Origin of the sequence: Hymenobacter taeanensis (assembly GCF_013137895.1) — a bacterium.
GTDB classification, from domain to species: domain Bacteria; phylum Bacteroidota; class Bacteroidia; order Cytophagales; family Hymenobacteraceae; genus Hymenobacter; species Hymenobacter taeanensis.
The window spans coordinates 4,161,458-4,181,243 of record NZ_CP053538.1 but is presented as its reverse complement, the minus strand read 5'-3'; the positions used below and the strand labels follow the sequence as shown (position 1 = coordinate 4,181,243).

15 protein-coding genes and 1 pseudogene are annotated in these 19,786 nt (G+C 57.0%); 4 read left to right on the top strand and 12 right to left on the bottom strand.

Features of this window, described 5'->3' with window-relative positions:
- Window positions 1-101: 101 nt before the first annotated feature.
- The 6 genes from HMJ29_RS17495 to HMJ29_RS17470 form a co-directional block, all read right to left on the bottom strand.
- Entirely contained in the window at window positions 102-989 is an 888-nt protein-coding gene (locus tag HMJ29_RS17495; RefSeq protein WP_171592703.1) for an energy transducer TonB family protein, read from the bottom strand.
- 268 nt (window positions 990-1,257) lie between these two features.
- Complete coding sequence (locus tag HMJ29_RS17490; RefSeq protein WP_171592702.1) at window positions 1,258-1,668, bottom strand: ExbD/TolR family protein; 411 nt, start codon at window positions 1,666-1,668, stop codon at window positions 1,258-1,260.
- A gap of 91 nt (window positions 1,669-1,759) precedes the next feature.
- The gene (locus tag HMJ29_RS17485; RefSeq protein WP_171592701.1) at window positions 1,760-2,491 is read right to left on the bottom strand and encodes a MotA/TolQ/ExbB proton channel family protein; all 732 of its coding nucleotides are present in this window, start codon (window positions 2,489-2,491) and stop codon (window positions 1,760-1,762) included.
- A 1-nt stretch (window position 2,492) separates the two neighbouring features.
- Complete coding sequence (locus tag HMJ29_RS17480; protein ID WP_171592700.1) at window positions 2,493-3,686, bottom strand: HU domain-containing protein; 1,194 nt, start codon at window positions 3,684-3,686, stop codon at window positions 2,493-2,495.
- A 180-nt stretch (window positions 3,687-3,866) separates the two neighbouring features.
- Window positions 3,867-5,579 (bottom strand): porin family protein, encoded by a 1,713-nt coding sequence (locus HMJ29_RS17475; protein WP_171592699.1) that lies wholly within the window; start codon window positions 5,577-5,579, stop codon window positions 3,867-3,869.
- A gap of 97 nt (window positions 5,580-5,676) precedes the next feature.
- Window positions 5,677-8,913 (bottom strand): tetratricopeptide repeat protein, encoded by a 3,237-nt coding sequence (locus tag HMJ29_RS17470; RefSeq protein WP_171592698.1) that lies wholly within the window; start codon window positions 8,911-8,913, stop codon window positions 5,677-5,679.
- 603 nt (window positions 8,914-9,516) lie between these two features.
- Here HMJ29_RS17470 and HMJ29_RS17465 point away from each other — a divergent pair.
- Together HMJ29_RS17465 and HMJ29_RS17460 are read left to right on the top strand one after the other, a co-directional pair.
- The gene (locus HMJ29_RS17465; protein ID WP_171592697.1) at window positions 9,517-9,915 is read left to right on the top strand and encodes a hypothetical protein; all 399 of its coding nucleotides are present in this window, start codon (window positions 9,517-9,519) and stop codon (window positions 9,913-9,915) included.
- Window positions 9,916-9,990: 75 nt separating this feature from the next.
- Window positions 9,991-11,715: an alpha/beta fold hydrolase gene (locus tag HMJ29_RS17460; RefSeq protein ID WP_171592696.1), complete on the top strand. Its 1,725-nt coding sequence runs from the start codon at window positions 9,991-9,993 to the stop codon at window positions 11,713-11,715.
- Here the strand turns inward: HMJ29_RS17460 and HMJ29_RS17455 are convergent.
- From HMJ29_RS17455 to holA, 4 genes are all read right to left on the bottom strand, one after another.
- Entirely contained in the window at window positions 11,698-11,979 is a 282-nt protein-coding gene (locus tag HMJ29_RS17455; RefSeq protein ID WP_171592695.1) for a hypothetical protein, read from the bottom strand. The genes HMJ29_RS17460 and HMJ29_RS17455 overlap by 18 nt on opposite strands.
- A 485-nt stretch (window positions 11,980-12,464) precedes the next feature.
- On the bottom strand, window positions 12,465-12,926 hold the full coding sequence (locus HMJ29_RS17450) for an RES family NAD+ phosphorylase (RefSeq protein ID WP_171592694.1): 462 nt from the start codon (window positions 12,924-12,926) through the stop codon (window positions 12,465-12,467).
- A 4-nt stretch (window positions 12,927-12,930) separates the two neighbouring features.
- Window positions 12,931-13,392 (bottom strand): Xre family toxin-antitoxin system antitoxin, encoded by a 462-nt coding sequence (locus tag HMJ29_RS17445; RefSeq protein WP_171592693.1) that lies wholly within the window; start codon window positions 13,390-13,392, stop codon window positions 12,931-12,933.
- Window positions 13,393-13,499: 107 nt separating this feature from the next.
- A complete protein-coding gene (gene holA, locus HMJ29_RS17440; protein ID WP_171592692.1) occupies window positions 13,500-14,576 on the bottom strand; it encodes a DNA polymerase III subunit delta in 1,077 nt (358 codons plus the stop codon).
- A 180-nt stretch (window positions 14,577-14,756) separates the two neighbouring features.
- Here holA and tyrS point away from each other — a divergent pair, with 180 nt between their 5' ends.
- Window positions 14,757-16,052, top strand: a complete 1,296-nt coding sequence (gene tyrS, locus HMJ29_RS17435) for a tyrosine--tRNA ligase (RefSeq protein WP_171592691.1) — start codon at window positions 14,757-14,759, stop codon at window positions 16,050-16,052.
- A gap of 199 nt (window positions 16,053-16,251) precedes the next feature.
- On the opposite strand, the pseudogene HMJ29_RS20735 reads toward tyrS, so the two are convergent.
- Window positions 16,252-16,422: pseudogene (locus tag HMJ29_RS20735) on the bottom strand (BF3379 family histone-like protein); the annotation flags it as partial.
- A 246-nt stretch (window positions 16,423-16,668) separates the two neighbouring features.
- Window positions 16,669-17,913 carry an aminotransferase class I/II-fold pyridoxal phosphate-dependent enzyme gene (locus HMJ29_RS17425; protein ID WP_171592689.1) on the bottom strand — a complete coding sequence of 415 codons (1,245 nt, stop codon included), beginning with the start codon at window positions 17,911-17,913 and terminating at the stop codon, window positions 16,669-16,671.
- Window positions 17,914-18,178: 265 nt separating this feature from the next.
- Between HMJ29_RS17425 and accC the strand changes: the two genes are divergently transcribed.
- Window positions 18,179-19,687: an acetyl-CoA carboxylase biotin carboxylase subunit gene (gene accC, locus HMJ29_RS17420; protein ID WP_171592688.1), complete on the top strand. Its 1,509-nt coding sequence runs from the start codon at window positions 18,179-18,181 to the stop codon at window positions 19,685-19,687.
- The last annotated feature ends 99 nt before the right edge of the window (window positions 19,688-19,786 follow it).

Genomic DNA, 19,786 nt, shown 5'->3' with positions numbered 1-19,786 from the left:
CTATCATCTAGCAACCATAATCAGTAAGCAGCCTGCAAAGCAAAGCCGCCGACCGGATAAATCCGACCGGCGGCTTAAAAAAGAGTTTGGTTAAGGTACGCTTACTGAACTGTAAAGCGGAAGGTGTAATAACCGGTTGCTCCGCCCTCGGCGGCGCTAGTGCGGCGAAATTCTACCCGTTCCAGCGCATCGCGGCAGGCTCTGTCCTGAGCCGGTGACACGTTGCCGGATACCTTTCTCACTGACTCCACTTCCCCATCAGCGTTGATTTTGATCTGATATCGAACAAAGCCTGAGTTGTTATCAAGCGCTGCCACGTTCGGCTTGCTCACCACTGCCCACCCCGACATTTCCAGGCCACCGGAGCCAGGACTGGTACCCCTACCACCACTGCCCGGCTCGCCAGAGTAGGCCGTGCCGCCGTAGGTGCCGCGCGGGTCACCTTTGTCGCCCACGGTGCCGGGGTTGTCGCCGTTGTTATTGCCGGTGGGTGCATTGCTGGTGCCATTTACCCCGTTACCCCCGCCGGTATTGCTATTGGCTTTGGGCGTAAACACGGCCCGCTGGTCAACTTTGGGGCGGGGTGGCTCGGGCTTTACTTCTTCCCTTACCACTGGGGCAGACTTCTGCACCGGCGGCACGGTTACAGGGCTCTCCTCTGCTTCGCTGGTCACCACCCGCTCCTGGGTCGGAGGAGTTGGGTCAGGCTGCGCTACTGGCCTAGGCGGCGTGGGGTCGGGCTGCGCGGCGGGCGGGCGGCTGTCTTCCCGGTTCTTTGATTCGTTGGCCGGGGCCTGGCTTTGAATGTCGCCGGAGCCAACCTCATCAACGCCATAGTTTAGCTCCACGCCATCGCCTCCCAATGTCTCTAAGGGCGGATCTGGGCCCTTAAACACGGTAAAGATGAACAGCGCCGCCAGGGCGGCATGGATCAGCACAGTACCGATTAAGGCTTCGCGACGATGCTCTTCCCGATATTCAGTTGCCATGGGTGAAATAGGTTTGCTCGTACTGGCCTACGCAGCTCAGTTTGAGGAAGTCAAAGGTATGTTTCCGGCGGCGAGTAATACGCAAGCAATTCTTCAACCGAAAACCGCTTCCGTGTCCTCTCAGTCTTAAGAGTAATAGTGCTGGCCGCCCTTCTGACTGAGATGCCTGTTAATTACTACGCCCCGCTCCGAAAAACGGCAGACGGGGCGTAGTGTGAACTTGTAACGATAAAACCAGACCAGCCGGTTCAGCCAGTGGCAGCCTGACTTACTTACCCGAGGCTTGCTGGGCCTGGGTGGCCATTACCATTCTAATTTTGAGGCGGTTGCCAATTTCGAGGATATCAACCAGCTTCTGCACGTTCAGGGAAGCATCTACGCGTAGTACGGCAGTGGGGCTTTCCAACCCTTCAACCCGGCGTGCCAGTTCGGCTTCCAGTTCAGTAGGCGTAGTCAGCTGACGGTCGATGAAGTACTGCCCGGCGGCATCTACCGATACCGTGATGGGCTGCTTCATGGCCTGCTTGCCCGAACGGGCATTGGGCAGCATGAGCTTGATAACGTTTGGGTTTACCATCGTTGACACAATCAGGAAGAACAACATCAGAAAGAACATGATGTCGTTCATCGAGCTGGTCTCGACGTGAGAAGAAAGCTTACGGCGCCGGCTAAGGTCCATGCGGTGAAGTTGTGAGAAGTGAAAGGGTGAAAGGTGAAGCTGTAAAACCCATTGGGCCTATTGCACAACTTCGCCTTTCACAACCTCACACTTAGTTATCCTGCAGAATGTCCATAAACTCGATGGCCGAGTTCTCCATGCGAAAGACCATGCGCTCAACCATAATGCTGAGCCAGTGGTAGCCCACGTGCGCCACGATACCTACAATCAGACCCGCGGCGGAAGTCACCATTTTGGTGTACAAACCACCCGAAATCTGGGCAATGCCAAAGTCGCCGGTGGAGCTGATGGCATAGAAGATTTTAATAACCCCGATGATGGTACCCACGAAACCCAGCATGGGCGCAATACCGGCCACAATACCTAGTACGTTGATGTTCTTCTCGAGACGGGCAATTTCAATTTTGCCTACGTTTTCCACGCTGGTTTCAATTTCCTTGAGCGGCAAGCCAATCCGGCGAATACCCTTCTCAATCATGCGAGCCAGTGGCGTAGGGTTCTGTGCGCAGAGCATTTTAGCGCCCTGCAGGTCCCCTTTCACCATGAGCCCCCGGATGCCAGGCATAAACGTTTCTGATACGGCACCCGCCTTCCGAATGGTGAAATACCGCTCCAGGATGATGTATACCGAAACAAACAGCAGCAGGAACAGCGGCACCATGATCCAGCCGCCGGCCAGAACCAGGTCGATGAGGGAAAGGCCGGTGGCTGCGTTGGCGGCAGCATTAGCCGCAGTTGCGGCAGAATCAGCGGCGGCGGGAGAAGCCGCGGGAACTGCTGCGGCCCCAGTGGGCGCTTGCAGCAGCAGGGTGAGAAGCGTCATGCTAGTAATTGAGTACCCAAAGAGAATTTCCTAAACGACGGCGCTGCGCCTGGGCTTCACGGTCGGCCGATGTACGGTCAGCGTAATCGGCCACGGAAAGCTTGTACTGGCGGCTACCTGCCTGGGGCAGGATTACCCGCGCCCGGTGGCCTAGGCGCACCAGGGCCTGACGGCCCTTCTCGGCATTGGTCAGCGACGTGTAGCTGCCAGCAATGACGTAGTAACGGCCCGTCCGGCTTTTAATTGTCGTGCTTTCGCCGCTGGTAGTTGCATTGGTGGCGGCAGCTTTCTCCCAGCCTGGAGCTTTCGCCTTAGGCTGGGCGACTGTTTTAGAAACCGGTGCCTTTTGCGCCCCAGCCAAGGTAGCTACCGGAATGGGCTTTTTAACCACCGGAGCGGCTACTACGCTTGGCTTAGCTGCAGGAGTAACTGCGGCAACCACCGGAGCCACTTTTTCTTCAGCGGGCGCCATCGCGGGCACTTCCCGACTAATTCGCGGGGCCGGCGCCGAAATTTCGGAGGCCAGGGCGGCCTGCTGCCGCGCCATAACCGGCACCGGTACCTCGCCAGCCGATGGCAGGGAAACCGATTTGGAAACCTTCCAGCCCTCAGGTAAGTAGCCCAGCATGTCGAGGGTCATATAATTAGCTGACAGGGCTAATCCCGCCACCAGGGTCATGGCGGCCACCCGAAAGGCACGCGTAACGCGCGAGGAGCGTGACACGGCAAGCAGTGGAGCCGCTACGGGGCGCTCCCGGGCCAGGATGGCATCAGTAGCCCGAATAGGCCTAGACACTAGCTCGGGCAAACCATAGCTTGCGCTCAGCAGGTTCTGCGTACCTGTGTATTCAAACTCGAGCCCCCTGCCAGCAGCCCGGCGAAACATGCCAACGCCACGGAGTTCTGTACGCTGCCCGGTTTCGAGCTCTTCCTGCATCTGCAGCACCGCTTCGCGCACCAGTTGGCGGGCCTGAACCGTGCTCAAATTCAGCTTGCGGCTCAGCGCATCTACCAGCAGCCCATCATTGCGGGTCAAAGACTGGTTGAAGGCAACGCGCTTGGCGGGAGGTACCAACGTGTGGCGTACCGGATGAATCCGAGCCGGCTCATACTCCGCAATCAGCCCGCCAAAGTCGGGGATGATAACGCAGTCATGGTCACGAAGCAGGGTACGGATATGGTCGGAAAGCTGCATGCAGGAGACGTGCTAGTTTTTTTGAGGTAGGAAGCTGCCACTTCTGATTTTAGCGGAATATACCATGCAAAAGCGGCGAGCAACGTGGGGTTGCTCGCCGTATGCCCCGGCATACGCTGCCGTTGACTGGCCTAGAATCATCCGGTGGAGTGGCCTAGCACCTGCCAAAGAATCAGCAGTTTAGAAATCGTAGGTAACGCCCGCCAGTACGTTAATTCCCTTTACTGGATAGTTCAGAAAACGCTCGTTCTTGCGGCCCAATAGGTTGTTGCCTAAAGCAAATATGGATAGATTTTCCATAATGCGGTAATCTGCGCGCAGGTTCAGGTCGATAACCGAGTCGGTGGGGCGCACCACAGCGGCGTAGGTAGCGGGCGACGGGCCCGGCGGCACCGACGGAATCTCCTGCCGCCTGTAGCCCCGCCCGAAACTGGAGCTATAGGTGTAAATTTCGGCACCCAGCAGCAGCTTGTCATACACGTTATACGTGCCAAATAACGTACCCTGGAACGCCGGGCGGTGAAACGCTTCGGGCAGAGAATGCACCTTATAGCCGTTGTAGTCAGCCTTAAAGCCCACACGGGTTTTCTCAGCGGCATTGTAGATGACCTCACCATGCACGTTCAGGAGTTGGGTAGACTTCTGATCATACACCAGATTAAATTTGGTGGTATCGCGCGGCGAGTTGGCGTAGAAGTATAGATTCTGGTCGTTGGAGAGTGTCACCTTGGCATTTACCTCCAATGAACGGGCCGGAGCCGCCTGGAAGCCGAAATACAAGGTCGGCCCGCGGTGGGTATCTGCCACCCGCTGGTTGGGAGCCAACCATGGGTTTTCCGTGGTCAGATCATACATCGTTACTCGCTGCAAGGCGCCACCTAAGCCAGCAAATACCAAGAACTTATCCTCGGTAACGGTGTAGCCCAAGCGTACTGCCGGGTAGAAGTTGGCCTGCTTTGCTTTCCCGATGGTATCGCCGGTATACGCTAGCGTAGCCCCAACCGATACTGCCAGACGGTTTAGGGTAAGCTCATAGGCCGGTGTTACTTGCACCAAGGGCCGGCTGTAGCTCAACGAGTCCCGGAAGTTGATGAATGATACGTCCCCGTCAAACCGAATTCGGCTGGTTTCATTGATCTTGTAACCAGAGCGCAGCGTAGCGTATACATTGCTCTCCTTAGCCCTGAAGCGGTCTTTCCAGAAGTTAAAGCCCACCCCAAAATCGTACTGGAAGGCCGCATCAGTGGCGCGGTTGCGGGCGTAAAGCTTCACGGCCGCGCGAGTGAACACCTGTTTCAGACTATCGGGGCTGGGCGGCAGGTTAAACTCCTGATCGTAGCCGTAGAAGTTGTACCGCTCCCGGCCGGCGCTGGCGGTGGCGCCCAGCACCAGGGGGCCACCGTAGGTTTCCCCGTTCAGGGCCAGGCTGGTTTGGCTCTGGCTGGAGTTCTTCTTGTCAACCGGGCCCTTTGAGGAGGAAAGGTGACTGAAGTCGAGGCCATAACTGGCTCGGTCGCTGCGGTTGTTGTGCAGGTAGGCCTTGCCGTACACGGTACCGTAGTTTCCTAAGCCTCCCTTCAGGTAGTTGCCCGTGAGTGGGGCCAAGTCTTCCTGCCGGATGGTAAGTACACGTACGGAAGGGTTAAGCTTATCGGCGGGCAAGCGAAAATCGGGGAACGTGTACGTCACCTTTTTCTCCACTTTCACGGGCCCCTCCAGCTTCACCTTTTCAAAGTTGCGGGTGGCCTCGGGCAGCTCATTCACCCGCTCCTTTACAATCTCAATCTCGGCGTCCTCAATCTTACCTCCCGTCTTCTGGGCCCACACAGTAGCCGGGGCGGCAGCGGTAAGCAAGGTGGCGGCGGCCAACAATTTCGACGGTTGAAACGTCATAGTATCAGAAGTTCAGCGTATTGAACTGAGCATTTAGCTTCAGGTAGTCAATCAGCTAGTATTTAATTATTTATTTTCCAAAAACCAGCTCTTCGCCTTAGTCCTCCTGGCCTACGGGGCCATCGGTGGGGTTAGTGGTGGAGTCGGTTGGGGCGGCGTTGGTGGGTGCCAGGGAACTGCGTACCGGCGCCTTGGTAGCGGCCTTACCGGTGGCTGGCTTAGTTGTGGGGGCGGTAGTTTTAGGGGGCGTTGCTTTGCCAGGCTGGGCCTTGGTGCCCCCCGCAGGGGGTGCGGGCGTGGTGGGGTCAGCAGGTAGCTCAGCCAGGCGCTGCTTGGCTCCGTCTACAATTTCCTTCACCGGAAATTTATTATCGATGATAGAGTTGAGCGTCGCCCGGGCCTGAAAAATTTCGTTCTGTGCTTTGTACACGTCCGCAATCAGCAGGAACGCACGGCCAAGCCACACATCATAGTTAGCAAAGTCCGAGTTGCTCTTGTAGGCTGCGTCCAGTGCCTCCGGATACTTTTTCTGTTGGTAGAGTACATCGGCCAGCAGGTACTGTGCTTCGGCCCCGCTTTCGTCCTTGGCGGTAGCTGCGGCGGTGGTTAACTCTGTAATGGCTTGGTCAAGATTGCCGCCTTTGTAGCTGGCTTTCCCCAAGTAGAGCAGGGCCAGGTTGGTAGCGTTGAGCGCCGCGCCACCTTGCGCCTGCAGCTCCTGTGCCACGCGGCGGGTGCCCTCCAGGTCACCTGCCTCATAATAGCTCTTCATCAGCCCAATGCCAGCGTTGGCCACTTCTCGCTTGTTCTGCGATACTTCGCGTAAGCGCGCATAGTACTTGGCGGCCTCGGCGTAGTTCTTGTTTTCAAACTCCAACTCGGCTACCCGGCCCACGGCGCGGTTTACAAACTCACTCTTGCCTTCCTGCACTACAGCCTTCAGGCGCGGCAGCGCATCGGTCTTTCGGCCCGTGCGCAGGTAAGAGTCAGCCAGGAAGAAGCGCCCATCGGCGGCCAGCACGTTGTCGGGGTACTGCTTGAGGTAGCTTTCCAGGCGCGGTATAGCCTGGGCATATTTCTCAGCCAGGTACAGCGACTTGGCGGCTTCAAACTCTACACTCTCAGTGGCTTTGTTGTCGGGGTTCTGCTGCTTAAACTGAGCCAGGGCCTGATCAAATTCCTCGGTCCGGCCTAGCGCCGACAGGCTTTCCTGCAGGCTATAAATAGCACTGCTGGCCGATTTGGTGCGCGGAAATTGGTTGAGCACCTGCCGGAAATCGGCCGCGGCCTTTTCGTGCTGGTCTAGGTTCTGGTAGGCCACTCCCCGCTTCTGCAGAGCTGTGGGAATCAGGGGTGAGTTGGGGCGGTTCTGAATAAGGCGAGTAAACCCATCTACGGCTGCCTGGAACGAGCCAGCTTCGTAATCAAGTTGGGCCTGCTGATACACAGCATCGTCGGCGTAGCGCGAAGTAGGCGCAGTTTTGAGCAGGGTACTCAGCGTGCGGGCCGCTTCATCGCGCTTGCCCATCAGGCCCAGGGTCTGGCCCTTGCGGTAGTAGGCGTAGTCTTTGTCGGTGGCGTTGGCCTGAATTACTTTATCGTACTGGTCAACGGCCTGCTGGTAGTTTTTGGCTACGTAGTACGTATCGCCTAAGCGCAGGGTAACGTCGTAGTAGTTTGGGTCGGCGGGTTTGGCCGAGGGGTCTTGCAACCACGCCTGGAACTGCTGGCGGGCGCGGTCATACTGCTTGGTATTGTAGTAGGCGTAGCCCAGGCCGTAGCGGGCCTTCTGATCGAAGTCAGTTTCGGCGGCCGAGCCTGTACGCGCCGTGCGTGCGGCAGCAGTATAGGCTGTAATGGCGGGCTGGTACTGCTGGCCTACGCTGTAAATCTCACCTTTCAATACCTGGGCAGCGGCACGCAGGGCATCATCCTGGGGGTGCTTCAGGCTCTTATCGAGCACCGGCAGGGCATCCTGGTAGCGGTTATCGTTGTAGAGCGTGGCGGCGTGCAGGTAGGCCACCCGTTGGTAGGTGGCGTTCAGCTTGGAGCTGCGCTCCTCCAGGTTGTCGAGGTAGTTAAGGGCCTGCGCGTAATCGGAGGAGTTCAGGAAGCTCTCACTCAGAATATCATCAGCCGCCGCTTGGTTTTTGGAGCGCGGGAAGCGCTTGGGAAAGTCGCGGAGGGCAGCAATTACCTCTTGGGTATTGCCTAGCTCGTAGCTTACCTGCGCGTATTTCAGCGTCGCATTTTCGGTAATATTCTTGTCGAAGGTGACCTTGCGAGCAGCATCAAATGAGTTTAATGCCAGCGGCTTCTGGTTGGTTTGCAGGTAGCTTAGGCCCAAGTGGTAGGCAGCGTTCTGGCCCAGGGAGTCGCGGCGGGCAGCCACGTTCTTCAGGCTACCAATGGCCCCTTTAAAGTCCCCCTGCTTGAAGTTGGCGTACCCAATTTTGTACTGCACCTCGGGCTCAATTTTCTTGCGGCCGGCAGCGTACTGATCTAAATAGGTGGCAGCCTGCTTGAAATCCTGCTTCTGATAGTAGGCGTCGCCCAGGAGTAGCTGAATCTCATCGGCGCTTTGGGGCGGGGGAGTCTGCTGTAGCGCCTGCGAGGCGTAGGCAATCAGTCCGTCGTAGTCGCCTTCTTTGTAGTAGATCTGCGACATGATGGCCGGCACCACGGGCCGGTATGCATCGTTCTGTTCGGCCACGCCCAGGTCTTTGCGGGCCCCGGCGTAGTCGCCGGCGCGGTAGGCCAGGTAACCGGCGTAGTAGCTGCTGGCGTAGCGGTACTGGTGGCTGCCCACTTTGTTACGGTCAAACTGCAGCTTGGCCTTATCGTACTCTTTCTGCGAGAAGTAGCTGTAGCCCAGCTTAAATTCGGCTTCGGCGCGCTGGTCGTCGGTGAGGTTATCGGGCCCTACCTGCTGCAGGTAGCTAATGGCCTTTACGTAGTCCTTCTTATCGAAATAGAACTTACCCAGCTGGAAGTACGCTTCGGCAGCCTTGGGGTGGGCCGGGTTGGCGCTGGCAAACGCCAGAATACGGTCTTCCGAGTCGGGATGAAACAGGTAGAGGCCTGATACGGCGTAGTAGTATTCCGCATCGGTGGTGCGGCCAGCCGCCAGCTCACCGGTGCGGCGCTGAGTTACGTCGAGGTAGCGTTGGAAAGCCTGTTGGGCGGCGCCGTACTTGCCGCGGTCAAAGAGTTCGAGGCCTTCCTGGAAGTGGCGTTCATCGTTGGTGAACACCTGCGTTTGCTGGGCCGAAGCAGCGAGTGGCGCTGCTGCACTAAGGGAGGCGGCCAGCGCCAGGCGAGGGAATAGTTTCATCAGAGAGCGTTACGCAGAGAAGGGCCAGAGCCGCCAGCGGCCCCGGAATCAGCCAAAAGTAGCGAAAAGTTCGGCCGAGGTTGCCCTAGAACTGGCCTTTTGCGGGTTCTAACGCGAAGAAGTAGGACTTTGGTGTAGAAAAGAGAAGAATAGTGCCGTGCTTGAGAACGTATTCGCCCTATCTGTATGCGCTACTGCTATCTATTCCTTTTATATGGCCTAGGCCTGTGTGCCCTAGCTAGCTGCTCTTCGCCCACAACCTCCTCTTCTGCTTATCCGCAAAATTCGGCCGTTTCTGATGCGCTAGGCCACCCACGCGATTCGACCACGTTCTACTTTCCGGCTGCTGACTCCTCGTACACTCCTCTTGATCCGATAGAGGCACAAATCGAAAGCATTCCTCACAGTCGGTTAAGATTTTCTTCTTGTAACCTCCTTCATTTTGGGGCGCCGGTACTATCCAACTATTACACAGGCCAAGATGTCTACCGATTTCTGTGGCTTCGATCTTTCCACCGGCCAGTTTTACTAACGCTAACACGGCAGGCCCATGAGGTGACTTTGCGCACGCAGTTCTTAAGTAAACCTGCTTGTGGCCCTAAAATGCCCCCCATCCAATTCATTCCTCCTGACGCCACGGCAGCGCAGAAAAAAAAGTTGCAAGCGGATTTCAACCGGCACTTGGCTGATCCGGCAGTGCAACGGGAAATGGCGGAAGCTAACAAGCCGGCCACACGGGTCATAGCAGAAGAAACTGTACAAGGTGTATCCTCAGAGCAATGGCAGCATTTTGAACAAGTATTTAAGAACGGGTTCCACCATCTGCCTGCTTATGGTTCAAACACACGAATGAATGATGGCGCTTATTGGCTGCTAGAAGCGCATCAAGCAGATGGGTATCACATGGTGTTTCGCCACAGCCCCGCTAAAACAGATGATTTTCGCAGAGCCTGCGAGTATCTGCTTGATATAAGCTCTGCCCGAAATGAGGAGCGGTACTGAAGCGGTATCCATTCTGCTTGTGGCAACCTTTCCGCGATTTTGCGGCTCCACTGAGCAACTACCGCCCTCCTTTCTATGCCCTTCCGCTCGTATCTGCTTACCGTTTTCTTCACCTTCTTTGCTTTCAGCCTGCGGGCTCAAACCCTGCTGGTGAGTGGCACGGTGCTAGATGCCAAAACCGATGCTCCTGTTCCGTTTGTGTCCGTGGGCGCTCCTAATTCGGCCCTGGGCACCGTGGCCGATGCGCTAGGCCACTTCCGGTTTACCCTTCCCGCCCCGCCGGCCGCGGGGCAGCAGCTCTTGATTTCCTGCGTGGGCTACGAAACCCTGGCCCGCCCGCTGGCCGAGTTTCTAGGCCACTCACCCACCGTTCGGCTAGCTCCGGTGGCCGTCAGCCTGGCCGCCGTGACGGTGCGGCCCGGGAAGGTTAAGACCAAAGTATTCGGGCGCACCAGCAGCTCCTCCTTTATGGGTGCCAACCTCTACACCGAGCCCAACCTCACCGACGACGGCCTGGCCAAGGAGCAGGGTACCGTACTTCCGGTTGATGAAGAGTGTCTGCTGCAGGACTACAACTTCCACGTGGCGTTCAACCACTTTAAGTCAGTGAAGTTTCGGCTGAACCTCTACAGCGTAAAAGCCGGTCTGCCCGATCAGCCCCTGCTCACCCAGGACATCCGTTTTGATGTGATGCAGCCGCGAGGTTGGGTGAAAGTGGATCTGCGCCCCTACCATATTTTCCTGCAGGGCCACCGCGAAGTGGCCGCCACGCTACAGTGGCTGCAAAGTGAAACCATCGAAGGCAATTATAAGGCGTTTGGCGTTTCGGCGGTGCCCCTGCCGAGCCACAGCGTGCTCACCCGCAACAAAAGCCAGGCCCAGTGGCGGGAGATTAAACCCGGCTACCTAAGCTTCTACCTCACCGCCGACTCCTACCGCGGCGGCAAGCCCACCACGCCCGCGGCCGCCGTAGCCGAAAACACCCTCCCCGACAGCCTGCGGTACTTGCGCTACCTCTCGGTTACCCCGCCGGAACTACCCAATCGGCAACATTACGGCGAAAACGCCGCCCTAGGCCACTACGTGGCGGTGCAGGGCGCCAAGCTGTATGTTGAGCGCTACGGCAAAGGTGAGCCCCTGCTCCTGCTGCACGGCAACAGCCAATCAATATCCGCCTTCCAGCTGCAGATTGGAAAGCTGGCCAAGCACTATGAGGTAATTGCCGTGGACACCCGCGCCCAGGGCAAAAGCCCCGACTTCACCACCGGCAACCTCACCTACGACCTGTTTGCCGCCGATATCCGCCAGCTCCTCGACTCCCTAAACCTGCGTAAGGTGCACGTATTGGGTTGGAGCGACGGGGGCAATACGGCCCTGAAACTGGCCCTGCAGTACCCCACCTACGTCAACCGAATGGTGCTGATGGGCGCCAACCTCTTCCCCACCGCCGAGGCCATTGAGCCCGAGCTTCTGCAACTGTTGCAGCGGCAGTGGCAGGAAGCAGCCAAAACTCCGGAGGCCCAAACCAGCCAGCCCACACGTCTGCTACGCCTGCTGCTGCAAGAGCCGCACATGACGTTTGAGGAGCTGCACACCATCACTGCGCCGATATTGGTGATGGCCGGCCAGCACGACGTTATTCGGGAGGCGCACACCCGGGCTATTGCCGAGCACCTACCAAAAGCTCAACTGGTGATTATACCCGGCGCTTCCCACTACGCTCCGCAGGAAGTGCCGCACGTGTTCAACGAGGCCGTGCTTCGCTTTCTAGGCCAGCCCGCGCTACCCTTGGCGCACTAGCGTCACCTCGTCGCGGGTGAAGTCGATGCGGCTTTTTTCTACCGCGCCCTTGCACACTAGCACCCGGGGCGGTGCCAGCTTGCCCTTACGGCCGGCCTCAATTTCGGCCTCTCCTGTTATGTCTAGCGTAGCCATGGTTTCGCCATTTAGCCGCAGCTCCCACGGGCCGGGCTTCACGGCGCCCGTGAAGTGGCCTACCAGAAAGGTTTCTTTCGGCGACATCTGAATGATGTCGAGGAGTTGGATAGCGGGTGATTCGGCCATTAACCTGAATTTAGTAGGTGGTAATGTCAGTAGGATAATAAATCCAGAACTCCTTGGGTAAAAGAGCATTCATTTGCTGGCAAACCTCTACCAAGACGGGCACTTTTGCTTTAAATACAGAGATAGTCTTGGCTGCGTTGCCTTTCACTATTGTGAAATAGAAACTCGCTCCGTGTTGATCTGCAAAGTAATCTTGGTACTGATCTTTCCAGGAGGTAAGGTATCGTTGGTCGAGTGGCCTTAACATTTTGTTTCGCTCTGCTACTGTAATCTTGCGTGAATATTCTGCACTATCATTAAGAAGATCGTGCTTCCTTTTGACATTTATACTACTGTTCGTGATACTATATGTTGTAGATTCAAAGAACCCCGTTGACTCTGCAATTTTTAGACAAGTGACTATCTGTGGACTCCGTTGCGCTAGACACTGCGGAGAAATAGCTGCGAGTATTAAGAGCCATAAGACGACTAATTTCGTCATATAATTATTCTGGCTTGCTGGCCTTGATACGAGCGTCAAAGCCAAATTCTTCGCGCGCCACTATCTGGATACGTTTAAACTCGGGGTGCCGGCTGTTGAGGATAAAATTAGCTTCCTGCGGAATAATGGACGAGGGCACCCGCAGCACTGCCGACTGCCTTTGGGTGTACCAAGCCGCCCCAAGGGGCTGGCACACGGCGTAGCGGCTGGCTTTCTCCCACTCCGGCGGCAACTGGCCTAGCGTGATTTCCTCTACCACTATGTCGTCGGGCACGTCAATCACCAGCACCCGGAACTGGTCGTTAAGGCCTTCTCCGCTCCTATGCACAACGTTTTCCAGGCAAGCCAGGGCGCGGGAAGAGGCCGTGTATATCACGAACTGGTTTTGGTAGTTCCACCGGCCCCGGTAGCCGGAGGCAAACAGGTCGTCGGCGTATTTGGCCAGACAAATGCGGTACACTAGCATAGGCCTACGACAAGTCGCCGTAGGCAATGCGGGTCAGCTCCTCCGCCACCAAATCAATGCCGCCGCTGGTTTCCAGCAGGCGCAAGGGTACTTCCTGGTCGAGGCCGTGGGCGGGCTTATCGAGCCAGCGCAGAAACGCTGCGGCTTCGCCAAATACCTCTAGGCCTAGGTTATAGAGGCTGATGATTTTGAGCGTCTTTTCGCTGCTGGCGGCACTGAGCGTTTTCTTCTCCTGCGAGTACGTCCGCAGGGTTTTGGTGGAGAGCTCATAGATGGCCTCCAGCTCATTGGCCTGCAGCTGGAATGCCTCGGCTACTTCAAAGGCAGTGGCGGCGGGCACGCCTTTACGGGCTTCCATTACCAGGGCAAATGCATCCTGCCCCGCTTGCCCCCACGCCGCCCACTTCTTGCGCAAGGCGGCTGGTATGGTAGTCGTGATTTTGGGATGATGAGCGGTAGCGGCCATGGGTGTGTAGGTTTAACAGATCGAACTTAGGGAAATTTTTCTGATTAACGAGGAAATTTTTCCTTTGGTTCTACTGATCAGCAGTAGCGCGAAGCTCCCGCGTCGCGCTACATCCCCACCACCGCGTGCAGGGGCACGGGGTGCAGAATCAGCCACACCAGTTCCCGCAGAATCTCGCCGTCGGTCATGGAGCCGCTGTCGATGCCTTTGCTTTGGGCGTCGGCACGACGGATGAGGTGCACGATGTCGCGGGTGCGCGGGAAGTCAAATACCTTCAGGCCAGTTTGGTAGTCGCGGCGGGCGTAGGTGCTTACCAGGCCGATGCGCTTCCAGTCGGCCTCGGTGGGGTTGGGGATTTGATGCAGCGCCAGCAGCCGCGAGAAGTAGTTGAACAGCAGCGTCAGGTTCGGGATGAGCGGGTTGTTCTTGGGGTTGGCCTCGAAGTAGAGCAGAATGCGGTTGGCCTTGAGCACGTCGCGGCGGATGAGGGCGCTCTGCAGCTCGAAGATGTTGTACTCCTTGCTGATGCCCACCATGCGCTGCACCAAGTCCTCATCAATGGCCTGGCCCGGCAGCAGGTTGATGAGCATCTTGTCCACCTCATTGGTCAGGCGGCCCAGCTCCGCCCCTATGTACTCGGCCAGCATGTTCGTGGCCTGGGGTGTGATCTGCTGCCCTTTGCTGCGCACGTAGTTCGTGAGCCAGGGCGCCACCTGATTATCGTAGAGCTTCTTGCTGGTGAGCAATACCGTACCGGCCGGGGCCGGGTTGCTTTTGTCGCCGGTGAGCAGCTTGCCGAGCTTCTTGCGAGCATCGAGTGTCTTGTGCTTGTAACAAAATACCAGCACCGTGCTCTGCAGCGGGTTCTTCAGGTAGGCCTCCAGAAACGGCCACGACTTCTCCGCCTCCAGATCAGCTACGGCCTGGGCCTCTTTCACAATCACCACCGAGCGTTCCGCCATCATGGGGAAGCGCTTGGCCTGGCCCAGGATGCCCGTTACGTCGGTATCCTTGCCGTAGAGCACCACTTGGTTGAAGCCCTTCTCTTGTTCCTGCAGCACATTCTTCTCCAGCAGGTCGGCTACCAGATCAATATAGTACGGCTCCTCGCCTTGCAGAAAGTACACGGGCGCAAACTGCCGTTGCTGGAGCTGCTTGAGAATCTCGTCGGCGGTGAGGGTCACGCGGTGAAGTGGTGAAAGGTGAAGTGGTGAGGTGTGAGACTGGAGTTTTCCTGATGGGTGTCACAACTCTTCTACAAATGTACCACAGCCCTTTCTACCTTTGCATCTCTCTTTCGTGAAACGCGGGTCGCCACTGGCCTACTCGCTGACTCACAACTCCACAACTTCACCATTTCACCCTTGGACCTAATAGAAGAACTCCGTTGGCGGGGCATGTTTCACGACATGATGCCTGGTACTGATGAGCATTTGCGCCAAAACGCCCCCATCACCGGCTATATCGGCTTCGACCCGACGGCTCCCTCTTTGCATATCGGCAACCTGGCTACCATTATGCTGCTCGTGCACCTGCAGCGCGCCGGCCACCGCCCCCTGGCGCTGGTAGGCGGCGCCACCGGCATGATCGGTGACCCCTCGGGCAAGTCGGCCGAACGGAACCTGCTGGATGAAGAAGCCCTGCGTCGCAACCAGGCCGGTATCCGTGCCCAATTGGAGAAATTCCTCGACTTCTCGGAGGGGCCTACCGGCGCCAAGGTGGTCAACAACTACGACTGGTTTAAGGAGTTTGGCTTCCTGCAGTTCCTGCGCGAAGTGGGAAAGCACCTCACCGTGAACTACATGATGGCCAAGGACTCGGTGAAGCGCCGCATCAGTGGCAACGAAGAAACCGGCGCCGAGGGCATTAGCTACACCGAGTTCAGCTACCAGCTCCTGCAGGGCTACGACTTCTTCCACCTCTATAAGGAGCTGGACACCACCCTGCAGATGGGCGCCAGCGACCAGTGGGGCAATATCACCACCGGCACCGAGCTTATCCGGCGCATGAGCGGTGGCGAGGGCAAAGCCTACGCCCTCACTGGCCAGCTCATCACCAAGGCCGATGGCACCAAGTACGGCAAGAGCGAAACCGGCACCGTGTGGCTTGACCCCACCATGACCTCGCCTTACCAGTTCTACCAGTTCTTCCTCAACGCCGCCGACGCTGACGTGCCACGCCTGATCCGGGTATTTACCCTGCTAGGCCAGTCGGAAATTGAGGCCCTGGAGGCGGAGCACGCTCAGGCGCCCCACTTGCGCATTCTGCAGAAGGCCCTGGCCAAAGACGTGACCATTCGGGTGCACTCGGAGCAGGCCTACGAGGCAGCGCTGGCTGCTTCGCAGGTACTCTTCGGGGGTGGCGACCTAGCTACGCTAGACGAGGCTACGCTGCTGGATGTATTTGCGGGCGTACCGCACGTAGAAGTTAACCGCGCTGAAGTAGCCGACCTCGACGCCCTGACGTTGCTGAGCGCCGCTACCGGCGGCGCTATCTTCGCCAGCAAAGGCGAGGCGCGCAAAATGGTGCAGAACAACGGCGTGAAGCTCAACCGCCAGAAAGTAGCGCTCGACCAGTCGGCAACGGCCGTACCAGCCCTACTCGATAAGTACCTGGTAGCTCAAAAGGGAAAAAGCTACTTCCTGATTAAACTGGTATAATTAGCTGACTACGCGCCAAGAAAAAAGCGGCCCTGCTGATAGTCAGCAGGGCCGCTTTTGTATTCACACAGGGCCCGGACCTTAAAGGGTACGAACCAGTGAGTGACTACTTCTTTTTTGCAGGAGCAGCCTTCTTGGCAGCAGCAGGAGCTGCAGCTTTCTTAGCAGGAGCAGCCTTAGCATCGCCAGCACCAGCAGCGCTGTTCTTGGCGTTCTGTACTTCCGTACGAATGGTCTGAGCCATGTTCTTCAGTTCCTGCATGCCTTTACGCACACGGGTACCAGCGGCCGAGTTGTTCTTGTCGTAGAACTTTTCGAAGTCGGCTTCCAGCGACATTACGAGGTCCTTCAGTTGGCTAAAATTGCTCATTTGGGAGGGGTTGTATGGTGTGGAAAAAATTGATTAACCGGCCCTAATATACAGGGATTTCAAATACAAGCAACTGCGCAAGTTTTTTTCTAAACTGCCCCTACAAGCTTGTATAAGGGTTTTTTGCTTTACTCCTCCAACGCACAACCCCATCATTGCGTTACCCCACATTAGAAAAGTACTAAAAAACAAAGCCAGACACCCGGAGGTATCTGGCTTTTGCACTTAGCGAAGCGGGAAAGTGGCCTAGAGGCCGGCTGGCACTTCTGCTTTTGAATAAAGACCTTTGTTGAGCTTCTCCGCCACGGCTTCAAACGCTTTGATGGTCACTGCCACATCATCTAGGGAGTGAACTGCCGTTGGAATCAAACGGAGCATAATCACGCCCTTTGGCACTACCGGATATACCACGATAGAGCAGAAAATACCGTGATTCTCACGCAGATCGAAGGTTATTTGGGTAGCGTCAGACAATTGCCCCTGTAACAGCACGGGCGTTACGGGCGAGGTAGTAGTGCCAATGTTGAGGCCTTTTTCGCGTAGGCCACTCTGCAACGCGCGTACTACCGTCCAGAGGTTTTCCTTTAACTCAGGCTGCGTGCGCAGCAGCTCCAACCGCTTCAACGCGCCTACTACGAGCGGCATGGGCAGGCTTTTGGCGAAAATCTGGCTGCGCATGTTGTAGCGCAAATATTCAATTACGTTCTCGGGACCCGCAACGAAAGCACCAATGCTTGCCATACTCTTTGCAAACGTCGAAAAATAAAGGTCAATGCCGTCTTGCACGCCCTGTTCTTCGCCCGTTCCGGCCCCGGTAGCCCCCATTGTTCCGAAGCCGTGGGCATCATCAACGAACAACCGGAACTCGTATTTGTCTTTCAGCGCAATCACGCCCCGCAGGTCGCCTTGGTTGCCCGACATACCGAACACGCCCTCCGTAATCACGAGGATACCGCCGCCGGTTTCGTCGGTGATGCGCTTGGCGCGCTCCAACTGCTTCTCCAGGCTGGCCATGTCGTTGTGGGTATACACAAAGCGCTTACCCTGGTGTAAGCGTACGCCATCAATGATGCAGGCATGCGACTCCGCGTCATACACAATTACATCGTGGCGACCTACCATGGCATCAATAATGGATACCACGCCCTGGTAGCCAAAGTTCAGCAGCATGCAATCAGGCTTAGCCACAAACTCTGCCAGCTCGCTTTCCAGCTGCTCGTGCAGGTTTGAGTTGCCCGACATCATCCGGGCACCCATGGGCAGGGCCATACCATATTCAGCAGCACCTTCAGCATCTGCCTTGCGTACTTCAGGGTGGTTAGCTAAGCCTAAATAGTTATTCAGGCTCCAGGTAAGTACCTCTTTGCCGCGGAAAATCATGCGCGGCTTAATCTCACCTTCCAGTTTAGGGAATGCGAAATAGCCGTGGGCGTAGTGCGAGTGGCTGCCCAGGGGGCCGCGGTTCGCGGCAATCTTTTCGAAAAGATCCACGAGGGAACAGATTTAAAGTGAATAAAAGCGGGTGGTTACGTAGTGGGAGTAACGCCCGAGGGTTGTACAAAGTTATGGCAATCCGCAAAGGTAGCCGCTAGCGGGCAGGCTTCCAACCAGCAAAGTGGCCTACGGAAATCCGTTTTAAGTTTTTTGGAGCGGCTTGAATGGCGTTTCTTTGGGCTCCCGTAAGCGTAGCTGTGAGCAACTGCCCACCAGCTGCGCTTTAGTTCATCGTCTACTCTCCCACCCTCTGCCCTACAATATGAAGAAAATCACCAAGCTTCTCGTCGCCAACCGCGGGGAAATTGCGCTCCGCGTTCTACGCTCAGCCCGCGAGATGGGACTTAAAACCGTGGCTATTTATAGTGAGGCCGACCGCAACGCCCTACACGTACGCTACGCCGACGAAGCCGTGTGTGTAGGTCCGCCAGCCTCGAAAGACAGCTACCTGCGCGGCGACAAGATTCTGGAAGTGTGCCGCCAGCTGGGCGTTGATGCTATTCACCCAGGGTATGGCTTCCTGAGCGAAAATGCGGAGTTTGCCCGCATGGTAAAAGAGGCGGGCTTGATTTTCGTAGGCCCTTCTCCCGAGGCAATGGAAATCATGGGCGATAAGCTCTCTGCCAAACAGGCCGTGCAGGCCTACAACATTCCATTGGTGCCGGGTACTGCCGAAGCCATCACCGACGTGGAAGAGGCCAAGCGCATTGCGGCTACCGTGGGCTTCCCTATTCTAATAAAAGCCTCCGCGGGCGGTGGCGGCAAGGGCATGCGCATTGTGAACTCCGAAGCGGAGTTTGAGGAGCAGATGCAGTTGGCCATCAATGAGGCTACCTCGGCCTTCGGCGACGGCTCTGTATTCATCGAGAAGTTCGTGACGGGTCCGCGTCACATCGAGATTCAGGTGTTGGGCGATGAGCACGGCAACATTGTGCACCTGTTTGAGCGGGAATGTTCCATTCAGCGCCGCCACCAGAAGGTGATTGAGGAAGCGCCTTCCTCAGTGCTCACCCCAGAGCTGCGCGCCGAAATGGGCCGCTGCGCCGTAGATGTGGCCCGTGCCTGCAACTACACCGGCGCCGGTACCGTGGAGTTCCTGCTGGATGATAAGCGCAACTTCTACTTCCTGGAGATGAACACCCGCCTGCAGGTAGAGCACCCCGTAACCGAGCAGATTACTGGCCTAGACCTGGTAAAGGAACAGATTAAGGTGGCCCAGGGCCAGCTCCTCGCCTTCGCCCAAGACGACCTCCACATTCAGGGCCATGCCCTGGAGCTGCGCGTGTACGCCGAAGATCCGCAGAATAACTTCCTGCCCGACATCGGAACTCTCACCACCTACGTGCGCCCTCAGGGCCCCGGCGTGCGGGTAGATGATGGCTTTGAGCAGGGCATGGAGATTCCAATCTACTACGACCCCATGATTGCCAAGCTCGTGACCTTCGGCGCCGACCGCCAGGAAGCTATTGAGCGGATGCTGCGTGCCATCGACGAGTATAAAATCACGGGCATCGAAACCACGCTGGGCTTCGGCCGCTATGTGCTGCAGCACCCCGCTTTCGTGAGCGGCAACTTCGACACCAACTTCATCCGCGACCATTTCCCTGCCGGCGCCCTGCAGCCCGCCGCCCCGGACGAAACTACCGCCAAGCTCGCCGCCGTGCTTACAGCCATGCTCCTTTCAGAGAAGAAAGCCCCTGCAGCAGCTACATCGGAAACGCCCGCAGCTACCGGCTCGTCGTGGAAGCGGAACCGGTTGGGTGTGCGGTAGGCCACTCCCCTTTTCTGTACAGCAACGCCCAACTAATTTAGTTGGGCGTTGCTGTTACTGTATGGACAGGAATAGTTGTAAAAACCTATTCTTAGCATC

Bases quoted from the DNA above. Each gene is read 5' to 3' on its own strand.
- HMJ29_RS17480 (WP_171592700.1), bottom strand. From the start codon at position 3,686: ATGCAGCTTTCCGACCATATCCGTACCCTGCTTCGTGACCATGACTGC.
- accC (WP_171592688.1), top strand. From the start codon at position 18,179: ATGAAGAAAATCACCAAGCTTCTCGTCGCCAACCGCGGGGAAATTGCG.
- HMJ29_RS17465 (WP_171592697.1), top strand. From the start codon at position 9,517: ATGCCCCCCATCCAATTCATTCCTCCTGACGCCACGGCAGCGCAGAAA.
- HMJ29_RS17495 (WP_171592703.1), bottom strand. From the start codon at position 989: ATGGCAACTGAATATCGGGAAGAGCATCGTCGCGAAGCCTTAATCGGT.
- HMJ29_RS17445 (WP_171592693.1), bottom strand. From the start codon at position 13,392: ATGGCCGCTACCGCTCATCATCCCAAAATCACGACTACCATACCAGCC.
- HMJ29_RS17485 (WP_171592701.1), bottom strand. From the start codon at position 2,491: ATGACGCTTCTCACCCTGCTGCTGCAAGCGCCCACTGGGGCCGCAGCA.
- HMJ29_RS17475 (WP_171592699.1), bottom strand. From the start codon at position 5,579: ATGACGTTTCAACCGTCGAAATTGTTGGCCGCCGCCACCTTGCTTACC.
- HMJ29_RS17450 (WP_171592694.1), bottom strand. From the start codon at position 12,926: ATGCTAGTGTACCGCATTTGTCTGGCCAAATACGCCGACGACCTGTTT.
- HMJ29_RS17455 (WP_171592695.1), bottom strand. From the start codon at position 11,979: ATGGCCGAATCACCCGCTATCCAACTCCTCGACATCATTCAGATGTCG.
- HMJ29_RS17460 (WP_171592696.1), top strand. From the start codon at position 9,991: ATGCCCTTCCGCTCGTATCTGCTTACCGTTTTCTTCACCTTCTTTGCT.
- HMJ29_RS17470 (WP_171592698.1), bottom strand. From the start codon at position 8,913: ATGAAACTATTCCCTCGCCTGGCGCTGGCCGCCTCCCTTAGTGCAGCA.
- HMJ29_RS17490 (WP_171592702.1), bottom strand. From the start codon at position 1,668: ATGGACCTTAGCCGGCGCCGTAAGCTTTCTTCTCACGTCGAGACCAGC.